Raw genomic sequence first — 26,110 nt, forward strand, 5'->3', positions numbered from 1 at the left:
CGCGCCAGACCATTTTCAATCGACAATTCTGCCGCTAGGCTCACCCACAACCGACAGAGAATGGGGACCTCATGACCAATTCGTTTTTTCAGCCGGTCTCGGCGATGGAGCTTGCCCGGTTCGCCGGCATTCCCACCTTCATGCGGCTGCCCAGCATGACACTGGATCACGACCGCATTGCCGAGGTTGAACTGGGTCTTGTTGGCATTCCTTGGGATGGCGGCACCACCAACCGCCCAGGCGCGCGGCATGGTCCGCGTCAGCTGCGGGATTTTTCGACAATGATCCGCGCGATGAACCCGGTGACCGGGGTCGCGCCATTCTCAATGGTCAATTGCGCCGATCTCGGCGACGTCGCGCCGAACCCGGTGGATATCGGGGATACGCTGGAGCGGGTGACCGCGTTCTACTCGGATTTGCAGGATCGCGGCATCACCCCCCTGACCGCTGGAGGGGATCACTTGACCACCCTGCCCGTCCTGCGCGCGCTGGCCATATCCGGCCCGCTTGGCCTGATCCAGTTTGACAGCCATACCGACCTGTTCGACACCTATTTCGGTGGTCATAAGTTCACCCACGGCACCCCGTTCCGCCGCGCGGTCGAAGAAGGACTGGTCGACCCGAAACGTTTTGTTCAGGTCGGCATTCGCGGTACCGCCTATAACACGGAAGACATCGAATGGGGCGAGGCGCAGGGCATCCGCATCATCCGCATCGAGGAACTGTTCGATCGCGGCATCGACGACGTCATGACCGAAGTGCGCAGTATTGTCGGAACGGCACCGACCTATTGCACCTATGACATCGACTTCGTCGACCCGACCTATGCGCCCGGCACCGGCACGCCCGAAATCGGCGGACCGAACAGTTTTCAGGCGCAGCAGGTCATTCGCAAGATGGCTGGCGTCAATCTGGTCGGGGCCGATCTGGTCGAGGTCGCGCCGCCCTTCGATCCCGAGGGCGGCACAGCCTGGCTTGGTATTTCGCTGATGTTCGAACTGCTCTGCGTGCTAGCGCAGGCAGTGGATGCGCGGCGACCTTAGGCCCCACTGACGTTCTCAGCGATCATCGAGATCATCTCGAACATCACCGCTGCTGCTGTCAGGGCGGTGATGTTGTTGGGGCTGTCCTTGGTGGGCATCATGCAGACGACGTCTCCGCCCACAATGTTCAACCCTCGCGCGGCGTGCAGAATGCCGACGGCTTCGTCAATGTCGAACCCCTTTTCGCCGGGTTCCAGATTGGACACCGCAGGCGCAACTGTCGGGTCGAGGCAATCCAGATCAAAGGTGATATAGACCGGGCGGTCACCCAGAACCTCTTTGGTCTGTGCCACCACATCTGCAAGCCCGCGCTGGCGGAATTCGCGCATGGTGACGATGTTATACCCATAGTCGTATGAAGGCTGCAGCCAGTCCAGGCTGCGTGGATGGCCACGAAGTCCGATCTGCATAGACCGGGTCGGGTCGACCTGTCCCTGATCGGCCAGATAAGCCCCCCAATGCGCTGCCGATTTCTTGGCGCCCAGAAAATGATCGACCTTGGTGAACACATCCGTGTGGGCGTCCAGATGCAGAAAGCTAATCGGCTCACCGCCCGCCAGCTTGCCCCGGCCCAGCGCCTGCACGATCCCGCCCGTTATGGAGTGATCGCCACCCACCGAAACAGGCCGCGCACCGGCTGCATCGATATCTTTGTAAAACTGCGTGATGCGCTCGATGCAGTCCTCGTTGTCATTGGCCCTGGGGAACGGCACGTCGCCCACATCGGCAATCCGCGCAGTGTTCCAGGGATCGATCCCAAACAGCGAATGAACACGGCGCTGCACGGCCGAGACATGGCGCAAGGCGCGCGGACCGAGATGCTGATCCCGCTCGGTCGTGCCATTGCCGGTGGAATGGGGCACGCCAGCCAGCGCGATATCCTGCCCTTCAGGCCCGACATTCGGGCAGCGGAACAGGGTGGGCACCCCCCACCAGTAAAGGTTTTCCATCATGGATTGTTCATAACGGTCTGTCATTGTTGTCCCCGGTAAAAGAAAAACGCCCCCGGCGGAAACCGGGGGCGAGTATGTTCAGAGTTTCTCGTCTTCTCGCCGGAAGGCCCCTTGCACGATCCGGTCCATGACCATGGCCAGGAACAGGATTGCAAAGCCGCCCAGCAGGCCCGGACCCTTGGCGGCGTATTGCAGCGCCTCAAGGATTTCCTTGCCCAAACCACCACCGCCGATCAGCGAGATGATCACCACCATCGACAGACACATCAGGATGGTCTGGTTCACCCCGGTCATGATGGACGGCAAGGCCAGCGGGATTTCCACATCTTTCAGCAACTGCCATTTGGACGCGCCAAAGGCGACGGCCGCTTCCTTGATGCTTTCCGGAACCCCGCGCATACCCAGCGCAGTCAGACGGATCACCGGTGGCATGCCAAAGATGATCGTGGCCAGAATGCCCGGCGGGTTACCCGTGCCAAAGAAGGCAATGATCGGGATCAGATAGACGAAGGCCGGAAGCGTCTGCATCAAGTCCAGCACAGGTTCCGCTGCGCGATAGGCGCGTTTGGACTTGCCAAACCAGATGCCCAGCGGGATGCCGAACACAACACACAGCAGAACCGCAGCCCCAACCAGGGCCACTGTCTCCATCGCCACATCCCAGTAGCCCAGCAAGGCGATATAGGCCAGCGAAGACGCGGTGAAGATCGCCACGCGCGGACCCGCCGCACGCCATGCGGTCACGCAGATGACCAGCATCACAACCGGCCACGGCGACCCGATCAACGCCACCGTCAACGCATCCAGAACCGAACGGACACCGGCGACAATCCCGTCAAAGACGTCTCCCCCAGCAGCGGCAGCAGCGTCAATCCTCGCCTCCATCCAACTGGCCAGGTTAGAAAACAGCGTTCCCTCGCCCGGGCCCAAAATGATCTCGGACACCTGTTCCTCGGGGAAGGCATCCAACAGGGGCAACGAAGCGTTCACCGTGAACTTATAGACGATCAATGGCGCAATCGCGGCCACCAGAATGGCACCCATCACTGTGTTGCGCGTGGAACGGCCGCTTTCCGTACTGGCCGGATCCGTCCGCCATTTCGAATACTGCTTTTCATAGACCCGATCCGCGTAAAACCCCTGCACCAGTTTGAACACCAGCAGCATCAGCAGGCCAGTGACCATAATACCCACAGCCTCGGACTGTGCAGCAGCAGCCTTTTCAAAGCTGGTATCGGCGGCCTTTTGGATGTTTTCAGCCAGTTTGGTGAATCGGTCTATGTCGGCCTTTTCCGTGGCTTCCCCAGCCCGTTCCAGCAACTCGTTCGCGCGGGCCTGCTGGCGCTCGGCACGCTCGGCCAAGTCGGCCCCGGGGTTACCCCAGGCACCTCTACCGATCTGAACCCACGCGATGATTTCCAGGATCAGGAAGGTCCAGAACATGCCCCAGATTGCGCGCGACGCCGACCAGAAAGGCCCAAGCACCGCTGCCCACAGGTTGAACGTGTTCGGAACCGGGCTGGTTGCGTCATGGATTTTGTGGAACGCGTTGACATAGTAATCACCGCTCGGCCCGACGAAATCGTGAATGGACTGGTCCAGCGCCTCGCGGTCGACCTCGATATCTGAGGCGGCCGTTACTTTGACCTCTGTGGTTGCATCAGTCATTTTTGCCCCCCTGAATTCCGCGCAGCAGGCGCGGTTTGGTCACAACGCCCACATCGGCGCCCGCGTCAGTGATGATCACTGGCATATCCGTATTGACGGCCAGGTCGATCAACTGATCCAGATCCGCCCCTTCGTCTGCACGTGGCGCGCCCTCGGTCGGGCCGGAATAGCTTTCCATGGGTTCCATGATCGAATGCGCCTTGACCAGTTTGAGCTTGGAGATGCCCTGTACAAACTCGCGCACATAGTCGTCCGCCGGGTTCATGACGATGTCTTCCGGCGTGCCGATCTGAACGATCACGCCGTCTTTCATGATCGCAATCCGGTGACCGATGCGAATGGCCTCATCCAGATCGTGAGTGATAAACAATGTCGTCTTCTGCAACTGCGCCACCAACGCCTTGAACTGATCCTGCAATTGCAAGCGGATCAGCGGGTCAAGGGCCGAAAACGGTTCGTCCATCAGCAGAATTTCCGGGTCCGAAGCCAACGCGCGGGCAATCCCCACCCGCTGCTGCATACCGCCCGACAGTTCTTTGGGCAGGCGATCCTCATATCCAGTCAGGTCCACCAGACCCAGCGCGTGATCGGAAACCGCCCAGCGTTTCGATTTGGAAACCTTTCGAATTTCCAGCGGATAGGCCACGTTATCGCGCACCGAACGGTGCGGCATCAGCGCCATATGTTGGAACACCATCCCGATCTGCTGTGCCCGAATGCGCCGCAGTTCATTTTCGGAAATCTTGGACACGTCGTGCCCCAGAATTTCGATCTTGCCTGCGGTCGGCTCGATCAGGCGGTTCACGTGCCGCACCAGCGTCGACTTGCCCGAGCCCGATAGGCCCATGATGCAGAAAATCTCTCCCCGAGGCACTTCGAAGGTGGCACCCTGCACACCCACGACACAATTAAATCTTTCCAGAACTTCGGGCTTTCCTATGCCCTCGTTCCGCACTGCGGTCATGGCTTCTTCGGCCCGTGCGCCAAAGATCTTCCAGACATCCGTCAGTTTTACGACTGTTTCTGTCATTTTTGTCCCTTCGATGCAGAACAGGCCGCCGGTCAACTCCGGCGGCCTGTCCGAGTTTCAGCCCTGATTGGCGTCACTCACTGTGACATCCAGTCCAAAACGGCATCTTCGTTGGCTGCCACCCACTCTTCCGCATAGGCAGCAGGCTCTTTGCCTTCGATCACCAGCGCATAGGTCATGGCGGAAACCGAATCGGTATCTAGCTTCATGTTGGCCAGCAATTGGGCAACCTCGGGATATTCATCCTCAAGCGCCTTTGCATAGTGCAGGTGCAAATAGGCCAGATCCCAGGCTACACCGGCCTCGGACTTTTCAAGCCAATCCGGATCGTCGGTTGGCTGAAGCACATTCCACTTGGACGCGTCATAGGCCGGCTCTTCCAGAATCTGCATATCGTGCAGGGCAAACACGTAGTGCGGCGTGTAGCAGAACCCGACCCATGGGTCGCCTGCCTTGATCGCATTGTCGAGGTTCGCATAGGCGACGGTCTCGTCAATCTCGGTCAGCTCCATAACCTGATCGTAGCCGTATGACTTGGCCCGGATTTTCTCGACATTGGTCGAGGCCCAACCCGGCGCACCGATCCATACTTCACCCTGGCCGTCACCATTACTGTCAAACAGCGCGGCAATGTCGGGGTTGGTCAGATCGTCGATCGAACGGATGTCGTTGGCATCCGCTGTCGCCTTGTCGACACACATGCCCTGGAACGCTTCAACACCATTGGGGTTGAACGCAACGGTGCCTTTGTCGGTCACATAAGTGTCGTGCAGATTCTGCTGGTTCGGCATCCAAACTTCGGGGTGAACATGCATCGCACCGGAATCCATCGCCTCGAAAACGATTGGGTTGGTACCGTTCTGCAGTTCGACCTCAAGCCCGAGGTTCTGTTCAATCGCTACCTTCAGGATATGCGCTGTCGCATTCACCGATGGCCAGTTCGGCACACCGATCACGATGTCCGCGGCCATAGCAGGCCCGGCGATCGCCATTGATGCGCCTCCCAGTAGCGTTGCAAATTTTTTCATCTGATATCTCCATGTTGGTCGTCTTTAGTGCTTATTGTTGTCCCCGGTCTGACCGAGACGCACCTTTCGAACAAATGCCGGAAAGCCGAATTACCTGTCTTCTTAGGTAAACGACTTGCTACTCCGGGATTGCCCGAAAATTCAAACATGCCAGCACGCCGCCCATCAAGAGCTTCGCGCGACAATTTCCTTAATACGATATTATCGTAGGTTAGTTTCGCTTTTTTGCAAATTGAATGGCTGTGACGCCTGAATTTTTCGCATGAAGGCTTCTGGCATAGCTTTGTCGATTTTATTTCGGAAGAAAACCACCGTGATGATAACCATGAAACGGTTGCGGGTTGGACCTGCCCCCAACCGGAAGATCAATTGTCATGGCCGCCAGAATAGCCAACCCTTCAGGGTCGCTTAGCAATACTGCTTGGTCCTGGCAGTGCATCAACGGGCACTTTCAAATCTTTTCGAATAGAGCTGTCGCCTCTTTGCGGGTGGTCGATGGATGTCACTGGCGCATATTTTAGAGCAAACGGTTATTCTTCAGGAGCATACATGAACACCAAGTATTTCGCGCCGCACGGGGGCCATCCCGCGCAGGACCAACTGTTGACTGACCGCGCTGTTTTTACGGACGCTTATGCCGTCATTCCCAAAGGCACAATGCGGGACATCGTGACCAGCTTCTTGCCGTTTTGGGACGACACGCGCTTGTGGGTAATCTCGCGCCCGCTGAGCGGCTTTGCCGAAACATTCTCGCAATACATAATGGAGGTGCAGCCGGGCGGGGGTTCTGACCGGCCTGAGGTCGACCCCGAGGCCGAAGGCGTTTTGTTCGTTGTCGAAGGAACAGCGACGTTGAACGTCGAAGGCGAAACCTACGAATTGACCCCTGGTGGCTATGCCTATTTGCCTTGTGCAAGTGAATGGACGCTGCACAACCACGCTGAAGAAACGCTGCGGTTCCACTGGATCAGAAAAGCCTATGAGGCGGTCGAAGGGCTGGATAAGCCCGATGTTCTGATCCTCAACGAAAACGATATTGAGCCGACAACCATGCCCGGCACAGACGGCAAATGGGCCACAACACGGTTTGTCGACCCAAGTGACCTGCGTCACGACATGCATGTCACGATTGTCACGTTTGAGCCGGGTGCAGTCATCCCATTCCTCGAGACGCATGTGATGGAGCACGGGCTCTATGTCCTCGAAGGAAAAGCTGTTTATCGGTTGAACAATGACTGGGTCGAGGTTGAGGCCGGCGATTACATGTGGTTGCGCGCGTTTTGCCCCCAGGCCTGTTACGCAGGTGGTCCGGGCAAGTTCCGGTATCTTCTTTACAAGGATGTAAATCGACACATGGCACTGAGACCGGGATCGGTTGCCTACCCTCAGCAAAAGCGCCTCAGTACGGCGGCTAAATAGCAACTATATAGCCAGGAACATACGATGGGCCACCTTGATTTCGGGGCGGCTTGGTCGTTCGGCCTCTGGTTCCTCAAATCTGATCCTGACAGTAGGATTTAGGAACAAACAAAAGCGGCGTACCTCGGCACGCCGCTTTTTTTACTGTGTCGCGTGGAATGCCATTTCAGGCATCATTAGACGTGATCGTCATGTCCAATCGACCCCTGACCGTGACCCGCCATACCACCTGAAACCTCTTCGGTTGCCTCGTCCGAAAGTTCCTCGGGCAGAACCAGGTTCAAAACAATCGCGATGACGGCGGCGGGAAGGATACCCGAGGTGGCCAGAACCTTTAATGTGCCGGGCAGATACTGCAAAGCACCGGGCTCAAGCTGCAATCCAAGGCCAAGGCTCAGCGCAATCGCAAAGATCACCATGTTGCGACGGTTCCAGTTCACGTCCGACAACATCGAGACACCCGCCGCGACCACCATGCCGAACATAACGATTACGCCACCGCCAAGCACTTCGATCGGGATGGATGAGATAATCGCACCAATTTTCGGGATCAGACCACAAATGATCAAGAAAAGCGCACCGATGGTGACAACCATGCGGCTCATGACACCGGTCATGGCGATCAGACCGACGTTCTGGCTGAACGACGTATTTGGCAACGCGCCAAAAAGGCCCGAGATTGCGGTGCCGACACCATCGGCATAGGTCGCGCCCTGAATTTCCTTGTCGGTCGCTTCTCGTCCAGCGCCGCCCTTGGTGATACCGGACACGTCGCCCACCGTTTCGACCGCTGATACAAAGGACATCGCGCAGAAGCCAATGATCGCCGCGACCGAAAATTCAATGCCGAAATGCAGCGGGTTCGGCAGTGCGAAGGAAGCCGCGTTGCCAACATTACCCAGATTCACCTGACCAAGTGCAAATGCCACCGCGTACCCGACCAACAGGCCGATCAGCACCGCCGACACAGACAACATACCCCGCGCAAAGAACTTCAGACCAAGCGTGACCACGATCACGGTGCTGGCCATAAACCAGTTCAGGCCCGATCCGTATTCCTCGGTACCAATGGCGGGCACACCGCCAGCGGCGTATTGAACGCCGACCTTCACAAGCGCCAAACCAATCATGGTCACCACAAGACCTGTCACCAGTGGCGGCAGCGCAAATCGAAGACGTCCGATGAACAGCCCCAAGAACGCATGGAACAGCCCACCAACAACAACGCCGCCCATCAGGACAGCAATGGCATCAACGCCCTTTCCAACCACCAGCGGGATCATGATCGGGATGAAGGCGAATGATGTCCCCTGCACGATGGGCAAACGGGCTCCGACAGGACCCACACCAATGGACTGGAACAACGTGGCGACGCCCGCAAAGAACATCGACATCTGGATCATATAGATCATCTGCGGAAAATCGGGACTGTTCGAGCCAAACCCAAACCCAGCCGCGCCGCAAACGATAATGGCTGGCGTAACGTTCGAGACGAACATCGCCAGCACGTGCTGAATGCCCAGTGGGACCGCTTTGATAAGTGGTGGTGAGTAATTCGGATCGCGGAGCTGCTCCGGCGTTCCGATGGTTGCATCTGACATTTTGTCTTTCCTCCCTTGAGAGACGTTAACCGGCTCCTCTTCCGGCTAGGTTTCTCATTCTGTGATTGTGAAGGGCTCCTCGAACCAATGCTCCTCAAGGTTGGGCCCGGTTCCAATTCGGTCGACCACTGCAAAAAGCCCGGGCGCGTGAAGAGGGGTCAAAACCCCATGCCACGTGTTGCGGTGGTAATTCACGCCCTGCCCCGGTGCTGTTTTGAATGCGATAGGCTGTCCGGGGACTCCATCTTCGTCGGGCGCCACGACCACAACAAAGGGTTTGTCCGACAAGGGCAGAAAGGCCTGACTTCCATCCGGGTGACGTTCGACCATGTCCAGTTTGATCGGCAGGCTGAACGCCTCGGACTGAAACACGCTGATCCCTGCGCGCCCGTCGTTGAAATCCAGTGCGGCGCGGTCATGATACCGCGCGCACTTGCCCTGATTGATGTATTTGTCCACGTCACCAGCCACTTCGATGACATCGCCGAATGGCGCAAAGGCCTCGGACGTCAGGGGCAGAAGATTCAGGACGGTCGTCATCCCGCGAACTTCTCGATCAGGCGCAGTTCCGCGATCCGTTCGACCTGGCGGCAGGCTTCGGCAAATTCGGTGTCGCGGTCGCTATCGATACGGCGGTGGAAGGCGTCTAGAATGCTGGCTTTCGTGTTGTCCTTGACCGCAATGATGAAGGGAAAGCCGAACTTGGTTGTGTATGCCTCGTTCAGCGCTGTGAAATTCGCGCGTTCTTCGTCCGTCAGCATATCCAGACCGGCCCCGGCCTGTTCAGCCGTGCTTTCCTTGGTCAGACGACCTGCTGCGGCAAGCTTGCCCGCCAGATCCGGGTGGGCAGTCAGAACACCCAGACGTTTTTCGGCAGAGGCCGTACGGAACACCCGCGCCAGCGCGTTGTGAACTCCGGCAGCATTGTCATGGGTCGGCCCAAGCTCCAGATCATGCGCGCCTTCGGCAATCCATGGGCTGTGTTCGAATATGCCGCCGAATTCGGCAACAAAGGTGGGCTGGTCCATTTCGGAAGGGGTCAAGCGTTGCATCGGGGGGTGCTCCTTTGCCCAGTGATCGGCAATCTGTTCGCGCGTCGCGAACCAGACACCGTCATGTTTCATGAAATGCTCCAACGCGCGTTTCAGCGCCATGGCGCGGCCCGGCCGGCCAATCAACCGACAATGCAGACCAATTGAGAGCATCTTGGGCGCACCGGCTTCGCCTTCGGCATACAGCATGTCGAAGCTGTCTTTCAGATAACTTTCGAACTGGTCGCCAGTGGTGAACCCCGCCTGAATCGCAAAGCGCATGTCGTTGCAGTCCAGCGTATAGGGCATGATCAACTGATCTTTGCCACCGGCCTTTGTCCAATAGGGCAAATCGTCGGCATAGCTGTCTGCGATATAGGCAAAGTCGCCTTCCTCGGCAGCCAGATCGACTGTATTCATCGAGCAACGGCCCGTGTACCAACCGCGCGGCGGCCGGCCCGTGACCTCGGTATGCAGACGGATCGCTTCGCGGATTTGCGCGCGTTCTTCGTCTGGGCTCATGTCTTTGTGTTCGATCCACTTCAAGCCATGGCTGGCGATTTCCCACCCTGCGTGCTGCATCGCCGCAACTTGTGCCGGTGCGCGGGCCAACGCAGTGGCCACGCCATAAACAGTTATGGGGAGGTCTTGCAGAAGCTGGTGAACGCGCCAGAATCCGGCACGGCTGCCGTATTCATAGATCGTCTCCATGTTCCAGTGTCTTTGGCCCGGCCAAGGGGCGGCACCGGTGACCTCGGACAAAAAAGCCTCGGACGCGGCATCACCATGTAAGATGTTGTTTTCACCGCCCTCTTCATAGTTCAGCACAATCTGAACCGCGATTTTGGCATCATTGGGCCAATTGGCTGTGGGCACTTGCCCACCATAGCCGGTCATATCTCGTGGATAACGCGTCACATCAATTTCCTTCTTCTTGAAATGATGAATACCCCAGATAATCGACGATGTTTTTCAAAAAATACAACAAAGAGTTTCGGCCAGTCAGCCTTTGCCTCTTGGGGAGTATTCGGATTAGTAATTTCCAAGTTTTATAGAGAGGCGCAAATGTCAGGTTACCTAACTACACATGTTCTGGACACGGCGCGGGGGTGCCCTGCCGAGGGTCTGAAAATCGAACTTTTTCGAATTGAGGGGACTGGCCGTACATTGCTGAAAACCCTGGTCACCAATGATGACGGCCGCACGGATGAACAAATCCTGCCCGAAGCCGAGTTTTCATTGGGCGAGTACGAATTGGTTTTCTACGCCGGGGAATACCTGGACGCATCTGGCACTCCGCCCGAGGATCCACGTTTTCTGAACGTAATCCCAATCCGCTTCGGGATGTCCGAACGCTCGCATTACCATGTGCCGCTGCTTCTTTCGCCCTTCGGGTACTCAACCTATCGCGGCAGCTGAGCCGCCTTTTAGGGCGTGTTTGTCTCAGCAATCGTTGAACCAATACGCTCGATTATGAACTCCATGAACAGGCGTGTCTTGGGGTCCTGCATACGACGGTGGGTAAACAAACACGCCATTTGAATTGGTTCCGGTGGTGTTTTAACCGCGACCGGAACCAAGGTACCGGCGTTGAGGTACTTTGAAATCTCAAATACCGGCTTCAACGCGATGCCGTGCCCGGCCAGGGCCCAATCCGTCAACACGTCGCCATCGTCTGACTCGTACCGCCCTGAAACACGGAATCGCTTTGGTCCGGTTTCGGTTCTCAAAAGCCACTGGAATTCAGTTGCACCGGGAAACCGCAGGCTGAGGCATTCATGCCCGTTGGCGACAATATCGTCGCCACTTTCTGGCATCCCATGTTTCTTGATGTATTTCGGGGAAGCACACAGAACCCGTTCCACGTCAGCAATCTTTCGAATGCGCAAATTGCTGTCTTCGGGCTGGCCAAGGAAGAAAGCCAAATCCAGGCCTTCGGTCGTGATATCCACATTTCGATCAGTCAGCCTTAGCCGAACATTCACCTCAGGGTATTCAGCCAGAAATTTTGGCACCTGCGGTGCTATCAGACGCCGACCAACCCCCAAGGGGGCGGCGATATACAGCGATCCCTTGAGGTTCTCGGTGATATTGACGATTTGCGCTTCGGCGTTCTGGACGGCTTCAAGAATTTCCGTCGCCCCCCGATAAAACGATTTTCCCTGTTCTGTCGGCGTCAGGCTGCGCGTTGTACGTTGAAACAGACGTACACCAAGATGTTCTTCAAGCTGGGAAATCCTAGCCGAGGTTACAGCCGGTGAAACCCGCAAATCGCGGCCCGCGGCAGACATGCTGCCCAATTCATAGACACGGACAAAAGTGCGGATGTTATCGAAGTAGGACATTTTTTTGCATTTTTTGATACTGCTTGGTCTTTCGCAGCAATACCAGAACAAACCTCTATCGCATAGAGTGCACAGGAACTTTGAACTTTAGGAGCAATGCCATGTACGACTTGGCCGTAATGTGGGAGTGGATCGCCTTTTCTGTCCGCTGGCTGCATGTGATCACCGCGATGGCGTGGATTGGCGCGTCATTCTATTTTATCGCGCTGGACCTCATGCTTAAGCCAAACCCTGCCCTACCGGACGGGGCTTATGGCGAGGAATGGGAAGTACATGGCGGCGGGTTCTATCACACCGTCAAATACCTTGTGGCGCCTGCCCGGATGCCCGAACATCTGACCTGGCACAAATGGCAGAGCTATACGACCTGGCTATCTGGAGCGGCCCTTCTGATGATCATCTACTGGGTCGGCGGTGAGCTGTTCCTGCTTGATCCAACCAAGGTGGATTTGGCGCTGTGGCAAGGCATCCTGATCTCTGGCGGTTCACTGACTATCGGATGGTTGCTGTACGATCAGATGTGCAAATCCAAGCTCAGCGACCACCCGACCGTGTTGATGCTGTTGCTATTCGTGATCCTGGTGATCATGTCTTGGGGTTATAACCAGATCTTCACTGGCCGCGCTGCGCTCTTGCACCTTGGTGCGTTCACGGCAACGATCATGACGGCCAACGTGTTTTTTCAGATCATGCCGAACCAGCGGATCGTGGTCGAAGACCTCAAGGCCGGTCGGACGCCCGACGCGAAATACGGCAAGATCGCCAAGGTGCGTTCGACGCACAACAACTATCTGACCTTGCCGGTCGTGTTCCTGATGTTGTCGAACCACTACCCTCTGGCTTTCGGAACCGAGTATTCGTGGATCATTGCCAGCCTGATCTTCCTGACAGGCGTGACCATCCGGCATTACTTCAACACCATGCACTCGACCGGGGAAGGCCCGCACTGGACCTGGGCTGTCACGGTCATTCTCATGGTCATAATCGCTTGGCTGTCTTCGGTCAGGCCAACAGAAACATGGGAAGACGCCGAAGCCCGCGAGCTGACGCCATATGAACAGAAATATGCGTCAGCCGCCGGTTTTGAGGCCGCGTATGACACGGTGCTGGGCAATTGCTCCATGTGTCATGCGCGCGAGCCGGTCTATGGCACAATGAAATGGGCACCCAAGAAGGTTTACCTTGAAACACCCGGTGACGTGGCCCGGCAGGCCGACCAGATTTATCTGCAGGCCGGGATCAGCCACGCGATGCCGCCACCATCGGCGGTTCAGATGGATGAAGAAGCACGCCAGACCATTGTTGCGTGGATCAACGAAGTCAGAGATCAATAGCACCAACAGAGAAATTGGTGACAGGCAAACTGGGTTTTCATACCCAGTTTTTTGTTTTTCAGCCCGGCGCGAAAAAGCGTTTGCTGTGCTGCGCGATATGTTCGACGAACAGGCGCACCTTGGGGTCCTGAAGCTTTTTATGCGGATAAAGGCACCCGAAAATCGTCTGCACTGGGGGTGTCTTCGGTAGGACCTCGACCAGTCGACCGTCCTCAAGATAGTCCCGCACGTCAAAGCGTGGTTTGTTAACGATCCCTTTGCCCGCCAGCGCCCAGTCCGTCAGCACGTCCCCATCATCCGCATCGTATTTACCGTGAACTTCCAGCTTTCGCGGTCCCATGTCGGTGTTGAGGGTCCAGAAGTATTCGGGCGATCTGGGATACCGCAGCAAAAGGCAGTTATGGGGCGTATGCAGAAGGTCATCCGGCGTATTGGGCACGCCAAAGTTCGACAGATATTCCGGAGACGCACACAGCACGCGATCGCAATCCGCAAACTTCCGCAGTTTCATGGTGGAATCGCCGGGCTCACCGATAAAGAACGCGATGTCCAATCCGTCGGCCATCATGTCCACCTTGCGGTCCGAAAGACGCATGCGAATCTCTGTTTCGGGGTAGAGTTCCGAGAATTCCGGCACCAGAGGCGCGACGATTCTACGCCCGACACCCAGCGGCGCGGTGATGCGAATGGCACCTCGCGGGGCATCGGAAAAGCTCGCAACGCGCGCTTCGGCGTGATCGATCGCCAGCAGAACGGCTTTGGCCTCATCGTAGAAAACTGATCCGACTTCGGTTGGGGTCATCGACCGGGTCGTTCTGTTGAACAGCCGCACACCCAAATGGTTCTCAAGCTCTTTCAATCGTTTGCTGGCCACCGCCGGGGTTAACCGCAGGTCGCGCCCGCCGGATGTAATGCTGCCCAGCTCCATCACTCTGACAAAAACACGCAGGCTTTCGATGTACGACATTCGATCCTCTCCTTGCGGAAAGACTGCGCCATGGTGTTTTATTTTTCAACGATCTGTTGAAAGTATTTGCCGTTTCCGGCGATTTTAAGACTCAATCGTTGCGCCTATGGTCCCCCCGATCACCCACCTGAAAGGCAGGGGCATAGGGAGAATACCATGACGCATCGCACCGACATCCAATTTGTCCTAAATGGCAAGGATGTGTCCGTTCCAAACGTATCCGCAGACCAGACGCTTCTGGATTTCCTGCGGTTGGAGCGTCGGCTGACAGGCACAAAAGAAGGCTGCGCCGAGGGCGACTGTGGCGCGTGCACCGTTCTTGTTGGACGGCTTGGCGGTGAAGGTCTGGCCTATGTTCCCGTGAATGCCTGCATCCGGTTTCTTGCCTCGGTCGATGGCTGCCATGTCGTGACGGTTGAACACCTGTCCGGCCCGGACGGTCGTCTGCACCCGGTACAACAGGCGATGATTGATCACCACGGCAGCCAGTGCGGGTTCTGTACGCCGGGCTTCGTCATGGCGCTATATGCACTGTGGATGCAAACGCCCGAGCCGACCAAAGCGCAGGTTGAAACCGCGCTGCAGGGCAACCTGTGTCGCTGCACCGGGTATGAGCCAATCATCCGTGCCGCCGTTGCCGTCAGCCGCTATGGCACCCCGGCATCGGACCACCTGAATACCGAACGTGAAACCATGACCGCACGTCTAGCCGCGCTCAAGGACGATCGGCGCGTTGTATCCGGGCCGGAAGACAACCTGAGCATTATCCCCTCCAGCGTTGATGACCTTGCCGATTGCCTGCAGACCTATCACAAGGCCACGATCGTGGCCGGTGCCACGGATGTGGGTCTTTGGGTCACCAAATTCCTGCGTAACATCGGGCCTGCCATCTTCACCGGTCATCTCGAAGACCTGAAAACAGTCGAAAGACAGGGTTCCCTCCTCCTGATCGGTGCTGGCGCCAGCTACACCGATTGCCAGGAACTTCTGTCTGAACACCTGCCACACCTGTCCTCCTACTGGGATCGCATCGCAGGGTGGCAGGTGCGGAATATGGGAACCGTCGGCGGAAATATCGCCAATGGCTCGCCCATCGGGGATACGCCGCCGGTTCTTATCGCGCTTGGAGCGGAAATCACGCTGCGGCGCGGTTCTGAAAGCCGGACGCTGCCTCTCGCTGAATTCTTCATCGACTACGGAAAGCAAGACCGCCAACCCGATGAGTTCGTCGCAAGCATCCATGTGCCCCTGCCCGGACCCGATGATCTGAATGCAGCCTACAAGATTTCCAAACGTCGTGACGAGGACATCTCCTCGGTCGCTGCTGGCATTCACATGACGGTCACGGACGGCACCATCAGCAATGCGCGCATCGCATTCGGCGGTATGGCTGCCACGCCCAAGCGAGCCGCTGCTGCCGAAGCGGCGCTGAACGGTCAATCCTGGTCGCGGGAAAGCTTTGAGGCCGCCGCCGAGGCGCTGGCTGAAGATTTCAGCCCTCTCACCGATTGGCGCGCATCGTCTGACTACAGAATGCTATCCGCCCAAAACCTGCTGCGTCGCTTCTACCTTGAAAACGACGCCCAAACCGACGCCCCCGTTCAACTGGCTTGCGCCTGATAAGGAGACAAAAAATGAAAGATAACGTTTCCATCACCGGGGCGGCCCACACCAATGTCAAACATGACAGCGCGATCAAGCATGTCACCGGACGGGCCGATTACACCGACGATATTGCCCAGCCCGAAGGCACGCTGCACGCGTATCTCGGCGTCTCGGACGTAGCGCACGCCAAGCTATTGGGCATCGACTTCACCGACGTTCTGGCCACGCCCGGCGTTGTCGGAGTGTTGACCGCGGATGATGTGCCGGGGGCCAATGATATCAGCCCGACCCATCTGAACGATGAACCGGTTTTCCCGACCGATGCCATTCAGTTTCATGGGCAGCCTTTGTTTGCCGTTGTTGCCGAAACCCGCGACATCGCGCGCCGGGCCGCAGAACTGGCAAAAATCAACTACGAAACTCTGCCCCATGCGCTGGACCCGATTGCCGCGCAGGAGGCCGGTTACCCGCATGTCACGGCACCACTCAAGCTGGAGCGCGGAGATGTCGCCCCGGCGCAGGCTACCGCCCCCAACCGGATCAAGGGCCGCATGAGCGTTGGCGGCCAGGATCACATGTACCTCGAGGGTCACATCGCCTTTGCCATTCCGGGCGAAGACGACGATGTGGTCGTGCATTGCTCAACCCAACACCCGTCCGAGGCGCAGCATATGGTGGCGCATGTCCTGGGCGTGCCATCCAACGCCGTTGTGGTCAACGTGCGCCGTATGGGCGGTGGCTTTGGCGGCAAGGAAAGCCAGATGAACCTGTTCTGCGCGGTTGCTGCCATGGCTGCCAAAAAGTGGAACCGCGCCGTGAAAATCCGCCCCGACCGGGATCAGGACATGACGGCGACCGGCAAACGCCATGACTTTGTGATCGATTATGACGTCGCCTTTGACGATGATGGCCGCATTCAGGCTGTCGAAGGCAGCTTTGCCGCGCGCTGCGGGTTTTCAGCAGACCTTTCGGGGCCCGTGACCGACCGGGCGCTATTCCACGCGGACAACGCCTATTTCTATCCGAACGTGCGCCTGAACAGCCATCCGATGAAAACCAACACGGTTTCGAATACCGCATTCCGTGGGTTTGGCGGCCCCCAAGGCGTGATCGCGGCAGAGCGGATGATCGAAGAGATTGCCTATGCCACCGGGCAAGACCCGCTGGATGTACGCAAGGCCAACTTCTACGGCACCACGGACCGCAACATCACCCCCTACCACCAAGAGGTCGAAGACAGCATTCTCGACCGGTTAATCGGAGAGCTGGAAGAGACATCGGAATATCGCAAGCGCCGTCGGGAGATCATCGAATTCAACAAGACGTCGCCGATCCTGAAAAAAGGCATCGCGCTGACACCAGTCAAGTTCGGCATTTCCTTTACAGCGACTTGGTACAATCAGGCTGGCGCACTGGTGCATGTCTACAATGACGGTTCGATCCACCTAAACCACGGTGGCACCGAAATGGGGCAAGGCCTGAACACCAAGGTTGCGCAGGTCGTGGCCGAAGCCTTTCAGGTCGATTTCAGCCGGATCAAGATCACCAAAACGACCACCGAGAAGGTTCCCAACACCTCAGCCACGGCTGCCTCGAGCGGGACTGATCTGAACGGCATGGCTGCGTTGAACGCGGTCGAGCAGATCAAAGCGCGTCTGGTGAAATTCGCCGCTGAGAACTGGGATGTTACACCCGAGAACGTGGCCTTCCACGCCAATCAGGTGCATATCGGCGACGAAGTTCTGCCTTTCGACACGTTCGTCAAACAGGCCTATCTAGCACGCGTGCAACTTTCGGCGGCCGGGTTCTACAAGACGCCGAAAATCCACTGGGATCGGGCCAAAGGACAAGGCCGCCCGTTCTACTATTACTCCTATGGCGCGTCCTGTTCGGAAGTGACAATTGACACCCTGACCGGTGAGTACCGGGTAGAGCGTACTGATCTTTTGCACGACGTTGGACGCTCGTTGAACCCTGTGCTGGACAAGGGCCAGGTCGAAGGCGCGTTTATACAGGGCTTGGGGTGGCTGACCACCGAAGAGCTTTGGTGGGACGACGCGGGCCGTCTGCGCACCCATGCGCCGTCGACCTACAAAATTCCGCTCGCGTCCGACCGTCCGCGCATCTTCAATGTGAACCTCGCCGACTGGTCGGAAAACCGCGAGCTGACCATCAAACGCTCCAAAGCTGTCGGAGAACCGCCGTTCATGCTGGGCATTTCGGTGTTCGAGGCGCTGTCAATGGCTGTGGCCTCTGTCGCTGATTACCGCGAATGCCCGCGCCTTGACGCGCCAGCCACCCCGGAACGTGTGCTGATGGCAGTTGCGCGGCTGCAAGCGGGGCCCTGAGCCATGACTGCCCCCGGTTCCCTTAGCGAATTCCTGTCCACGCAGCACAGTGTGATCTGCATTGCGCTGACACGCGTGCGCGGGTCGTCGCCGCGCAATGAAGGGACAGAGATGTTCGTGGCACCCGGGGCACTGTGGGGAACCATCGGTGGTGGCCAATTGGAGTTCATGGCCATCAACGCCGCCCGCGACATGCTGCGCGACGGGGTTTTGCATCAGGATCTGGATGTGCCGCTTGGCCCGGAAATCGGCCAGTGCTGCGGTGGGCGGGTCGAGATGAAACTGACCCGCATGCGTGCGTCCGACAAATGGGCCGCCACAGAACGCGCGACCCAGCGCGACGAGGCTTTGCCACACGTCTATGTCATGGGCGCAGGTCACGTGGGGCGTGCTTTGGCCAATCAGTTTCAGCATCTGCCGGTGCGCTGCATCCTCGTCGACACTCGACCCGAAGAGGTCGAGCTTTGCACAGCCAATGTCGAAACCCGCGTCAGCGCGATTCCCGAGACGGATATCTGGGGTGCGCCTGCGGGCAGCGCCTTTATCGTTCTGACTCACGATCATGGATTGGATTTCCTGCTGACATCCGCCGCACTGGAACGTCAGGACGCCGCTTATGTGGGGATGATCGGGTCCGCCACCAAGCGGGTAAAGCTCAGGAACTGGGCGCACAAACACTGTGACGGACAGTCTATCGAACACTTGAAATGCCCTATCGGGGCAAGCGGTAGCCGCGACAAGCGGCCCAGCGTCATCGCCACCTTCGTGGTGGCCGAGGTGATGGCTGAATTGACCTCTGAAACTGCCGCGACCGCCCCGACCGGGGCAAACCAGGCGCCCCTGCGGGGCCACCATCACGACCGGAAAGGGAGATCGGCCTGACATCTGTCGGGCCATTCCGGTCACATCAGAGGAGGAGACCGTCATGGACGGGAGGACCTACGAATACAAGCTGTTTACCCGCAGCGACTTCAGCGCTTTCTGGGCGCTGTTTACTGACAACCTCGTGAATCTGCTGATCCTTTCCGGGGTCTGCCAGTTCGTGTTTCAGATGCCCGCCGAAATCGTGTTTGGCCGCATTGTTCCCGGTGCCGCCGTCGCGATTTTGGCCGGTGTTGCCGTTTATACGTACCTCGCCAAATGGGCCGCAAACAAACGGGGTGAAGACGTCACCGCCTTGCCCTACGGCATCTCGACGCCGGTTATGTTCGTCTACTTGTTCGGTGTGATCGGACCCATCTACTGGGCAACCAATGATCCCATGCTGGCATGGCAAGTGGGCATCGGCGCCGGGTTCATGGGCGGCATCGTTGCGGCCTTGGGTGCCATTGTCGGGCCTTATCTGAAGCGGATCACGCCGCGCGCCGGGATGCTGGGCACGCTGTGTGGTATTGCGCTGGTCTTTATCGGTTCCGTTCCGTTGGCCGAGGTGTTCGAAAACCCCATCATCGGCTTCACGTCGCTGCTGTTTATCCTGTGGGGTCTGATCGGACGTTTTCGCCTGCCGGGCAATGTTCCGGCCGGTCTGGTCGCGATTGCTGCCGGTACGGTGATTGCTATCACCCTTGGTGAGTCCAAAATCGACGTCAGCGGCATCGGCTTTTACCCGCCGGTCCCCTATTTCGGTGACCTCATCGCCGGTGTGCAATACCTGTTCGCCAACCCCGAGCTGTTCCTGGTGCTGATCCCGGTACAGATCTACAATTTCATCGAAACCATGAACAACGTGGAATCGGCCGAGGCTGCAGGCGACCACTACCCGGTTGGACTGTGCCAAGTAACGGACGGCGCAGGCACAATGTTGGGTGCGCTTTTTGGTTCGCCCTTCCCGACAACCGTTTACATCGGGCACCCTGCCTACAAGCGGCTTGATGCACATGCCGGTTACATCGTTGGTGTGGCTGTTGTGATCGCTGCCGCCGCTTTCCTGGGCTTCTTGTCCTTCCTTGCGGGCCTGATCCCGATTGCCGCCGCGGCTCCGGTCCTGGTCTTTGTTTCGGTCAGCCTGATCACCAACACGGCCTGGGCTGTAAAGCCGATGCACATGGCTGCCGTATCCTTTGCGATCCTGCCTCACATCTCGGCCTTCCTGATGGTCAAGTGGGGGTCTCTGATGAACGCTCTGCGCAGCACCGGTGTCGAGGGACTGCCCTCGCTGGGTGACGAAGGCCTGACCGCAGCACTACTGATGGAAGGTGCCCATTACGAAGGACACCTTGCCCTGAGCCAAGGCGCGATCATCACTGGTCTGGTCTGGGGTGCCATTGTGGCCGACGTAATCGACGGTCGGTTCCGGATGGCGGGCGCGTTTGCTGTCGCTGGTGGGCTGATGTCTTCTGTCGGGATCATCCATTCCTACACGTTGCAGGTGCCTCAGTTCGACGGGATCACCATTGGTTACTTGATCATCGGCGCGTTCCTTTACGTCTATCCGATGTTCGCACCCAAAGAGGATCTTGAGCATCGTGTGATCGTACCGGATGAGCCTGATCTGATCGACGACGACTCACCTGCACAACAGGCCTAATCCATAGCGGGGCAGTCGCAGGGCTGCCCCCTACTCTTTCCCTATCCTACAAACGAGACCTTTCATGACACAGAGATTGCTTCGCGGTCGTCTGCTGACCTTTCATCGCGAACCCCTAAGCGGCGAAGATTCCGGCGCGTATACCTATCTTGAGGACGGTGCCCTGCTGATCCAGGACGGCATCATTCAGCACACCGGACCCTTCGCCGAGATCAGCGCCAAAGCCGGGGATGTGCCTGTGACAGACCATCGCCCACACCTTATGATGGCCGGGTTTATCGACACGCATATTCACTTCCCCCAAGTGCAGGTGATCGCCTCATGGGGCGCACAGCTTTTGGACTGGCTCAACAATTACACCTTCCCGGAAGAAACCCGTTTTGCCTCGGATGCACACAGCGCGAACATGGCGCGGGCATTCTACGATCAGCTCATCACCCACGGCACCACGACCGCCGTGGCCTATTGCTCGGTCCACAAGACCTCGGCGGATGCATTCTTTACAGAAGCAACCAGACGAAACATGCGCATGCTTGGTGGTAAGGTCCTGATGGACCGCAATGCGCCAGAAGGTCTGCAGGACACGCCACAAACCGGGTACGATGACACCAAGGCGCTGATTGCGGACTGGCATGGCAAGGGCCGCAACGGCTATGTCTTCACACCTCGGTTCGCGATCACATCGACGCCGGAACAGATGGCCATGACGCAGTCCTTGGCGCAGGAGCATCCGGATTGTCACATCCAGACGCATCTGTCGGAAAACAAAGATGAGATTGCCTTTACCAAGCAGCTTTATCCGCAGGCGCGCGATTATCTGGATGTCTACCAATCCTTTGGTCTGCTGGGGCAAAAGACTCTGTTGGGGCACTCGATCCATCTGGAGGCACGCGAGATCGACGCGCTTGCAGAAACCGGTGCACATCCCGTGTTTTGCCCGACCTCGAACCTGTTCCTGGGCAGCGGCCTCTTTGATCATGGCGGGCTGAGCGCGCGCGGTATCTCAAACGGGATCGCAACGGATGTCGGTGCTGGCACCAGCTACTCGATGCTGCAAACCTTGAACGAAGGGTACAAGATTCTGCAATTGCAAGGGCTGGCTCTGCATCCCCTGCAGGCCTTCCACTGGGCTACGCGAGGTAATGCCTGCGTTCTGGGTCTGGAAGACAAAATCGGAAACCTCGACCCCGGAACCGAGGCCGATGTCGTTGTTCTGAACGCCCGCAGCACCCCCGCCATGGCCCTGCGTATGGATCGCGTTGGCAGTCTTGCAGAAGAATTGTTCGTCCTGCAGATGATGGGAGACGATCGCGCTGTTGAAGAGGTCTATGTATCGGGTACGCCCAGCAAATCTGTGACCGGCCAAACCTCCGAAACCAACTTTGCGTTCGATCCCGCGTAAATAATAACTGACCTGTGTTTGGCCGCTCCGTAACCGGTTAACGGCCAAGCATTTCAACGAACTGCCGGTGCAGCCCGGTGCGGCCCGGCGCAACTAACGATCCTTTCCGCTTTTCATCATTACTAACCGAGATCGGGTTTTCACCGCTCTCAGTTCGAAAATAAATTGTCATGGTTGACAAAGTATATTTCTCGCTTATTTGTCATTCGTGACAATAAACGAGATCCTGATGCCCAGACCTTCGCTAAAAGACCAAAGATCGCACGAAATACTCGACGCCTATCTAACCTGCGTGGCGCGGTTCGGGCTGGAAGGCGCGACCCAGGCGCGGATCGCCGATGAAGCCGGCGTCAAGCGACCGCTCTTACGCCATTACCTTGGAAACAAGGACGAAATGATAACCGCGCTGGCCGAATACGTGATTGCCGGATTTACCGCGTCATTGGACGGTTTGCGTCAGGCATTGCCAGACACGGCGACACCTTCGGACCTGGTAGACACCTTGTTTTCCGAAGATAGCGGAACCGATCCACGGCTGATGCTGGCCTATCAGGCACTGGTCACCACAGTGCCCGATCGCCCCGATCTGCGCCAAGGTCTGATGGACAGCCTCACGGATTTCTTTGACGTGGTCGAAGCAATCCTGCGGCGCGCGGCCCCAATGGCACCAGACGCAACCTTACGCGCAGCAACACAGGGCATTTCGGCAATCTTTGTCAGTATGGACGCCCTGTCCCCGTTGGACCCACCCGAAGCATGGCGCGCCGAATTGAAACTGGCCGCCTCTCTACTGGCATCGACACTGGAGGCTAAAGTATGACCCCGACGCGAACGGTGAACTACATTGCCCTGCCCATCCTGCTGGTGGCCACTGTGCTTGGTCTCTACTGGGTTTGGGGGCTGCTCTTTGTCTGGTGGATCGTCCCAACCATCATGAACGGACAAGCCTTTCTGGTGTTCGAAATCAACCGCGACGATGACCCGGTTCTGTACTGGGCCATCGTCGGCCTCTGGGCTGTGCTGGGTCTGATGATGATCGCCGCCAGCCTGTTTCCCCAATATGCCCATCTTCTTGCCTGAGGTACTCTGATGACCAAAATGTATCACCATCTACCGGTCGAGGCTTACACCTCGCAGGACTGGTTCGACCGCGAACAGCGCCAGATCTTCTCGCGCACTTGGCGTTTTGCCGGGCTGGTTGAAGATATCGAAGGACCGGGCCATTACCTGTCGATTCAGGCCGGGCTGAACAATCTGTTCATCGTCATGGGGCGCGATCACCGGCTGCGCGCCTTTCACAACATCTGCCGGCATCGGGGTACCCAGTTGATCCGCGCGGTCGGCAAGACACAAAAAGCGCTGACCTGCCCTTATCACGACTGGACCTATGATCTTGAGGGCAACCTGATCTCGGTCCCGGATGAGGCGTCGGAGTTTCCCTACGGTGTCGACAAATCCTGCCTTGGCCTCAAACCGGCCAGCGTGGATGTCTGGCGCGGGATGCTGTTCGTGCATCCGGACCCTGACGCCCCCACCCTTGCCGAATGGTTCGGAGAGGTCGATCCCCTGTTAGGCCCGCACAAGCCCGAGGAACTGGTTGAGTATACCGACGGGCGCAACACCTATGAAATCAAGGCCAACTGGAAGATCGTTGTTGAGAATTACATCGACGTCTACCACTTGAGCCATCTGCATTCGAATACGCTGCATATGTATGACCATGCCAAGGCGGAATACGGATGGAAGGGGCCGCATTACCACTTTTGGGAACCCCCGTCCGAGGCCTACGCGAAGGACCACGAAGCCAAACTTCCTATGCCGCGTGTGATCGCTGAACCTCATACCGGTGCGTGGGTTCCGATGCTGTTTCCCGGCATTGGTATCGGGGCCAGCGAAGAAAGCTGGAATCTGTTCATCATCACACCGTTGGCCCCCGATCTGACACGGATCGAGAACCGCACAAAGGTTGCCAACGCTTCGAACTGGGAGTTCCAGAAGCAACAGTGGAAAAGCGCAGGCTTTTGGAGGGATTTTGGCGGCCCGAAATATCAAGGCGACGATGCAGCAGGCGCAGATGATCCGATGGCATCGGGCGATTTCACGACCGAAGATATCTATGCCTGCGAACAGCAGCAGAAATCGCTGAAAAGTCCGTATCTGGAAATCGGCCCCGCTGGGATTGGCGAAAGCCCGATCACGCAGCACCAGAAAGCGGTGCTGGATTTCATGCAAGACAGCTGAATGCCCCGGAGATTGATCATGAAACCAATCCAAGCCACCCTGATCGGAGTTGCGCTTGCATCGGCTCTGGTGCTGACGGCACAAGCTGACGCACCGGAAGACATCGCCGCGCGTATCCTACAAGCGCAGGATGAACAAAGCCTGCTTGCCACCTGGAGCGATTGGCACCCCGATGCCACGCATCAGATCATCCTCAAATACGGGATGGGGCAGCCGGACGACGTGTTCTCGTACCGTGTCGGGGATGACACCGACGCGGAAGACCCCGAGATCGCGAAGGCGTTGGAAGGTTACTCAGAAACAGCCCGATCAGCGCCCGTGATTTCATCGCACACCGAGGATGGCGTGTTGCACGTCACCGCCGTGACCGATGTCGATTATGATTGGCAGGGATACAGCGGCAGAATGCGTCAGACAGACAACTTTGTCTTTGCGCCTTATCTTGGCGGGACGGTGATCCAGTCCTTGACCACGACCTATGATTACCGATGACGGGACCTTGTTATGCAACGTGACTTTCATACCCTGACCGTGTCCGACACTCGCCGAGAGATCGGCGGCGCGGCCACCAGTGTAACTTTCGACGTCCCGCCCGATCTGACCGATCTGTTTCAATGGACGGCCGGGCAACATCTGACGCTCAGGTTTCAGATTGCCGGTGCGGAGCAAAGGCGCAGCTATACCATCTCGAACCCGCCGGGATCGGCGCTGCGCATCACGGTCAAGCGCGTAACGGATGGGATCGTTTCCAACCACATAGGCGACACCCTGTCGCCCGGTGCCACGGTCGAGGTCATGCCCCCATTCGGGCATTTCACCTTACAGCCCGGGGCCCTGAAACGCCGCACCCACTATTTCTTTGGGGCGGGCAGCGGCATCACGCCGCTTTATGCAATGATCAAGACCGTTCTGGCAGATGAGCCCCATTCCGTGGCCCATCTGGTCTTTGGCAATACCAATGCGAACAGCATTATTTTCCAGGATGAGCTTGAGCAGTTGCTGGAACAACACCCGAACCAGTTCACCCTACGCCATGTCCTGTCGCACCCCTCCATGCTCAGCTGGTTTTCACCGTGGCGCACGGGGCGGTTGGACGCAGATACCATTCAGGCGGCAATCACTGAAACGCCCCCCGTGGCGCAAGACACTCATTATTGGATCTGCGGCCCCGGCAGTATGAATACGGATATCCGGGAGGCGTTGCGGAATCTGGATGTGCCAGACGATCGCATCCACATGGAAAGCTTCGGCGGAGACGCCCAAGACGACCTGAGCGAACCCGGCATGGCCGCAACCGCCCGGATCAGGCTTGACGGCAAGGTCTCGGAGGTGCCTGTTGCTGCAGGGCAAACCCTCCTTGACGCGGCGATTGCAGCCGGTCTGAACCCACCGTTCAGCTGCCAATCCGGTGTGTGTGGTGCCTGCGTCGCCCAGCTTGAGGACGGCGCCGTTCATATGCGCAACCGGATGGCTCTGGAGGATCGTGACGTCGAGAAGGGGTTGATCCTGTGTTGTCAAAGCGTCGCAACACAAAAGGAGCTATCCCTGCAGTTCGAAGATTAGGTTAT

23 protein-coding genes are annotated in these 26,110 nt (G+C 57.7%); 14 read left to right on the plus strand and 9 right to left on the minus strand.

Features of this window, described 5'->3' with window-relative positions; all coding sequences use genetic code 11:
• Positions 1-71: 71 nt before the first annotated feature.
• Positions 72-1,043 (plus strand): agmatinase, encoded by a 972-nt coding sequence (locus ACR0AL_RS15275; protein WP_480663694.1) that lies wholly within the window; start codon positions 72-74, stop codon positions 1,041-1,043.
• On the opposite strand, the gene ACR0AL_RS15280 is transcribed toward ACR0AL_RS15275, so the two are convergent.
• The 4 genes from ACR0AL_RS15280 to ACR0AL_RS15295 form a co-directional block, all read right to left on the minus strand.
• Complete coding sequence (locus ACR0AL_RS15280; protein ID WP_170413465.1) at positions 1,040-2,020, minus strand: arginase family protein; 981 nt, start codon at positions 2,018-2,020, stop codon at positions 1,040-1,042. The two genes, ACR0AL_RS15275 and ACR0AL_RS15280, sit on opposite strands and share 4 nt — an antisense overlap.
• Positions 2,021-2,074: 54 nt before the next feature.
• Positions 2,075-3,664 (minus strand): ABC transporter permease, encoded by a 1,590-nt coding sequence (locus tag ACR0AL_RS15285; protein ID WP_480663696.1) that lies wholly within the window; start codon positions 3,662-3,664, stop codon positions 2,075-2,077.
• Positions 3,657-4,694 carry a quaternary amine ABC transporter ATP-binding protein gene (locus ACR0AL_RS15290; protein ID WP_170350898.1) on the minus strand — a complete coding sequence of 346 codons (1,038 nt, stop codon included), beginning with the start codon at positions 4,692-4,694 and terminating at the stop codon, positions 3,657-3,659. Before ACR0AL_RS15290 ends, ACR0AL_RS15285 begins: the two co-directional genes overlap by 8 nt.
• A 77-nt stretch (positions 4,695-4,771) precedes the next feature.
• The gene (locus ACR0AL_RS15295; RefSeq protein ID WP_170350897.1) at positions 4,772-5,722 is read right to left on the minus strand and encodes an ABC transporter substrate-binding protein; all 951 of its coding nucleotides are present in this window, start codon (positions 5,720-5,722) and stop codon (positions 4,772-4,774) included.
• Positions 5,723-6,271: 549 nt separating this feature from the next.
• On the opposite strand from ACR0AL_RS15295, the gene ACR0AL_RS15300 reads away from it, so the two are divergent.
• Positions 6,272-7,141, plus strand: coding sequence for a bifunctional allantoicase/(S)-ureidoglycine aminohydrolase (locus ACR0AL_RS15300; RefSeq protein WP_170413467.1), 870 nt, complete (start codon positions 6,272-6,274; stop codon positions 7,139-7,141).
• Positions 7,142-7,317: 176 nt separating this feature from the next.
• Here the strand turns inward: ACR0AL_RS15300 and ACR0AL_RS15305 are convergent, their stop codons facing one another.
• From ACR0AL_RS15305 to puuE, 3 genes are read right to left on the minus strand one after another with little or no spacing between them, the layout of a single operon-like run.
• Complete coding sequence (locus ACR0AL_RS15305; protein WP_170350894.1) at positions 7,318-8,742, minus strand: uracil-xanthine permease family protein; 1,425 nt, start codon at positions 8,740-8,742, stop codon at positions 7,318-7,320.
• Between the two features lie 54 nt (positions 8,743-8,796).
• Entirely contained in the window at positions 8,797-9,282 is a 486-nt protein-coding gene (locus tag ACR0AL_RS15310) for an ureidoglycolate lyase (protein WP_480663698.1), read from the minus strand.
• A complete protein-coding gene (gene puuE, locus ACR0AL_RS15315) occupies positions 9,279-10,691 on the minus strand; it encodes an allantoinase PuuE (protein WP_480663700.1) in 1,413 nt (470 codons plus the stop codon). Before puuE ends, ACR0AL_RS15310 begins: the two co-directional genes overlap by 4 nt.
• Before the next feature lie 147 nt (positions 10,692-10,838).
• Between puuE and uraH the strand changes: the two genes are divergently transcribed.
• Positions 10,839-11,192, plus strand: a complete 354-nt coding sequence (uraH, locus tag ACR0AL_RS15320) for a hydroxyisourate hydrolase (RefSeq protein WP_170413473.1) — start codon at positions 10,839-10,841, stop codon at positions 11,190-11,192.
• Positions 11,193-11,200: 8 nt separating this feature from the next.
• On the opposite strand, the gene ACR0AL_RS15325 is transcribed toward uraH, so the two are convergent.
• Entirely contained in the window at positions 11,201-12,118 is a 918-nt protein-coding gene (locus tag ACR0AL_RS15325; RefSeq protein ID WP_170350890.1) for a LysR family transcriptional regulator, read from the minus strand.
• Positions 12,119-12,219: 101 nt separating this feature from the next.
• Here ACR0AL_RS15325 and ACR0AL_RS15330 point away from each other — a divergent pair, with 101 nt between their 5' ends.
• Positions 12,220-13,452, plus strand: coding sequence for a urate hydroxylase PuuD (locus ACR0AL_RS15330; RefSeq protein ID WP_170362091.1), 1,233 nt, complete (start codon positions 12,220-12,222; stop codon positions 13,450-13,452).
• Positions 13,453-13,510: 58 nt separating this feature from the next.
• On the opposite strand, the gene ACR0AL_RS15335 is transcribed toward ACR0AL_RS15330, so the two are convergent.
• The gene (locus tag ACR0AL_RS15335; RefSeq protein ID WP_480648509.1) at positions 13,511-14,419 is read right to left on the minus strand and encodes a LysR family transcriptional regulator; all 909 of its coding nucleotides are present in this window, start codon (positions 14,417-14,419) and stop codon (positions 13,511-13,513) included.
• A 156-nt stretch (positions 14,420-14,575) separates the two neighbouring features.
• Here ACR0AL_RS15335 and xdhA point away from each other — a divergent pair, with 156 nt between their 5' ends.
• The 10 genes from xdhA to ACR0AL_RS15385 all read left to right on the plus strand — a co-directional run bounded on the left by xdhA (position 14,576) and on the right by ACR0AL_RS15385 (position 26,105).
• Positions 14,576-16,039, plus strand: a complete 1,464-nt coding sequence (gene xdhA / locus ACR0AL_RS15340; protein WP_170350887.1) for a xanthine dehydrogenase small subunit — start codon at positions 14,576-14,578, stop codon at positions 16,037-16,039.
• 14 nt (positions 16,040-16,053) lie between these two features.
• Complete coding sequence (gene xdhB / locus ACR0AL_RS15345) at positions 16,054-18,372, plus strand: xanthine dehydrogenase molybdopterin binding subunit (protein WP_480663702.1); 2,319 nt, start codon at positions 16,054-16,056, stop codon at positions 18,370-18,372.
• Positions 18,373-18,375: 3 nt separating this feature from the next.
• Complete coding sequence (gene xdhC, locus ACR0AL_RS15350) at positions 18,376-19,254, plus strand: xanthine dehydrogenase accessory protein XdhC (protein ID WP_425082074.1); 879 nt, start codon at positions 18,376-18,378, stop codon at positions 19,252-19,254.
• Between the two features lie 43 nt (positions 19,255-19,297).
• Entirely contained in the window at positions 19,298-20,899 is a 1,602-nt protein-coding gene (locus tag ACR0AL_RS15355) for a xanthine/uracil/vitamin C permease (RefSeq protein WP_480663704.1), read from the plus strand.
• A 64-nt stretch (positions 20,900-20,963) separates the two neighbouring features.
• A complete protein-coding gene (guaD, locus tag ACR0AL_RS15360; RefSeq protein ID WP_480663706.1) occupies positions 20,964-22,301 on the plus strand; it encodes a guanine deaminase in 1,338 nt (445 codons plus the stop codon).
• A 229-nt stretch (positions 22,302-22,530) separates the two neighbouring features.
• On the plus strand, positions 22,531-23,121 hold the full coding sequence (locus ACR0AL_RS15365; RefSeq protein WP_170378014.1) for a TetR/AcrR family transcriptional regulator: 591 nt from the start codon (positions 22,531-22,533) through the stop codon (positions 23,119-23,121).
• Complete coding sequence (locus ACR0AL_RS15370; protein ID WP_480648519.1) at positions 23,118-23,381, plus strand: hypothetical protein; 264 nt, start codon at positions 23,118-23,120, stop codon at positions 23,379-23,381. The genes ACR0AL_RS15365 and ACR0AL_RS15370 overlap by 4 nt, the downstream gene beginning before the upstream one ends.
• Positions 23,382-23,390: 9 nt before the next feature.
• On the plus strand, positions 23,391-24,542 hold the full coding sequence (locus ACR0AL_RS15375; RefSeq protein WP_480663708.1) for an aromatic ring-hydroxylating oxygenase subunit alpha: 1,152 nt from the start codon (positions 23,391-23,393) through the stop codon (positions 24,540-24,542).
• Positions 24,543-24,560: 18 nt separating this feature from the next.
• Positions 24,561-25,034, plus strand: coding sequence for a hypothetical protein (locus ACR0AL_RS15380; protein WP_170517206.1), 474 nt, complete (start codon positions 24,561-24,563; stop codon positions 25,032-25,034).
• 12 nt (positions 25,035-25,046) lie between these two features.
• Positions 25,047-26,105, plus strand: a complete 1,059-nt coding sequence (locus ACR0AL_RS15385) for a 2Fe-2S iron-sulfur cluster-binding protein (protein ID WP_480663710.1) — start codon at positions 25,047-25,049, stop codon at positions 26,103-26,105.
• The last annotated feature ends 5 nt before the right edge of the window (positions 26,106-26,110 follow it).

It is taken from the genome of Ruegeria sp. BB1, assembly GCF_056539465.1.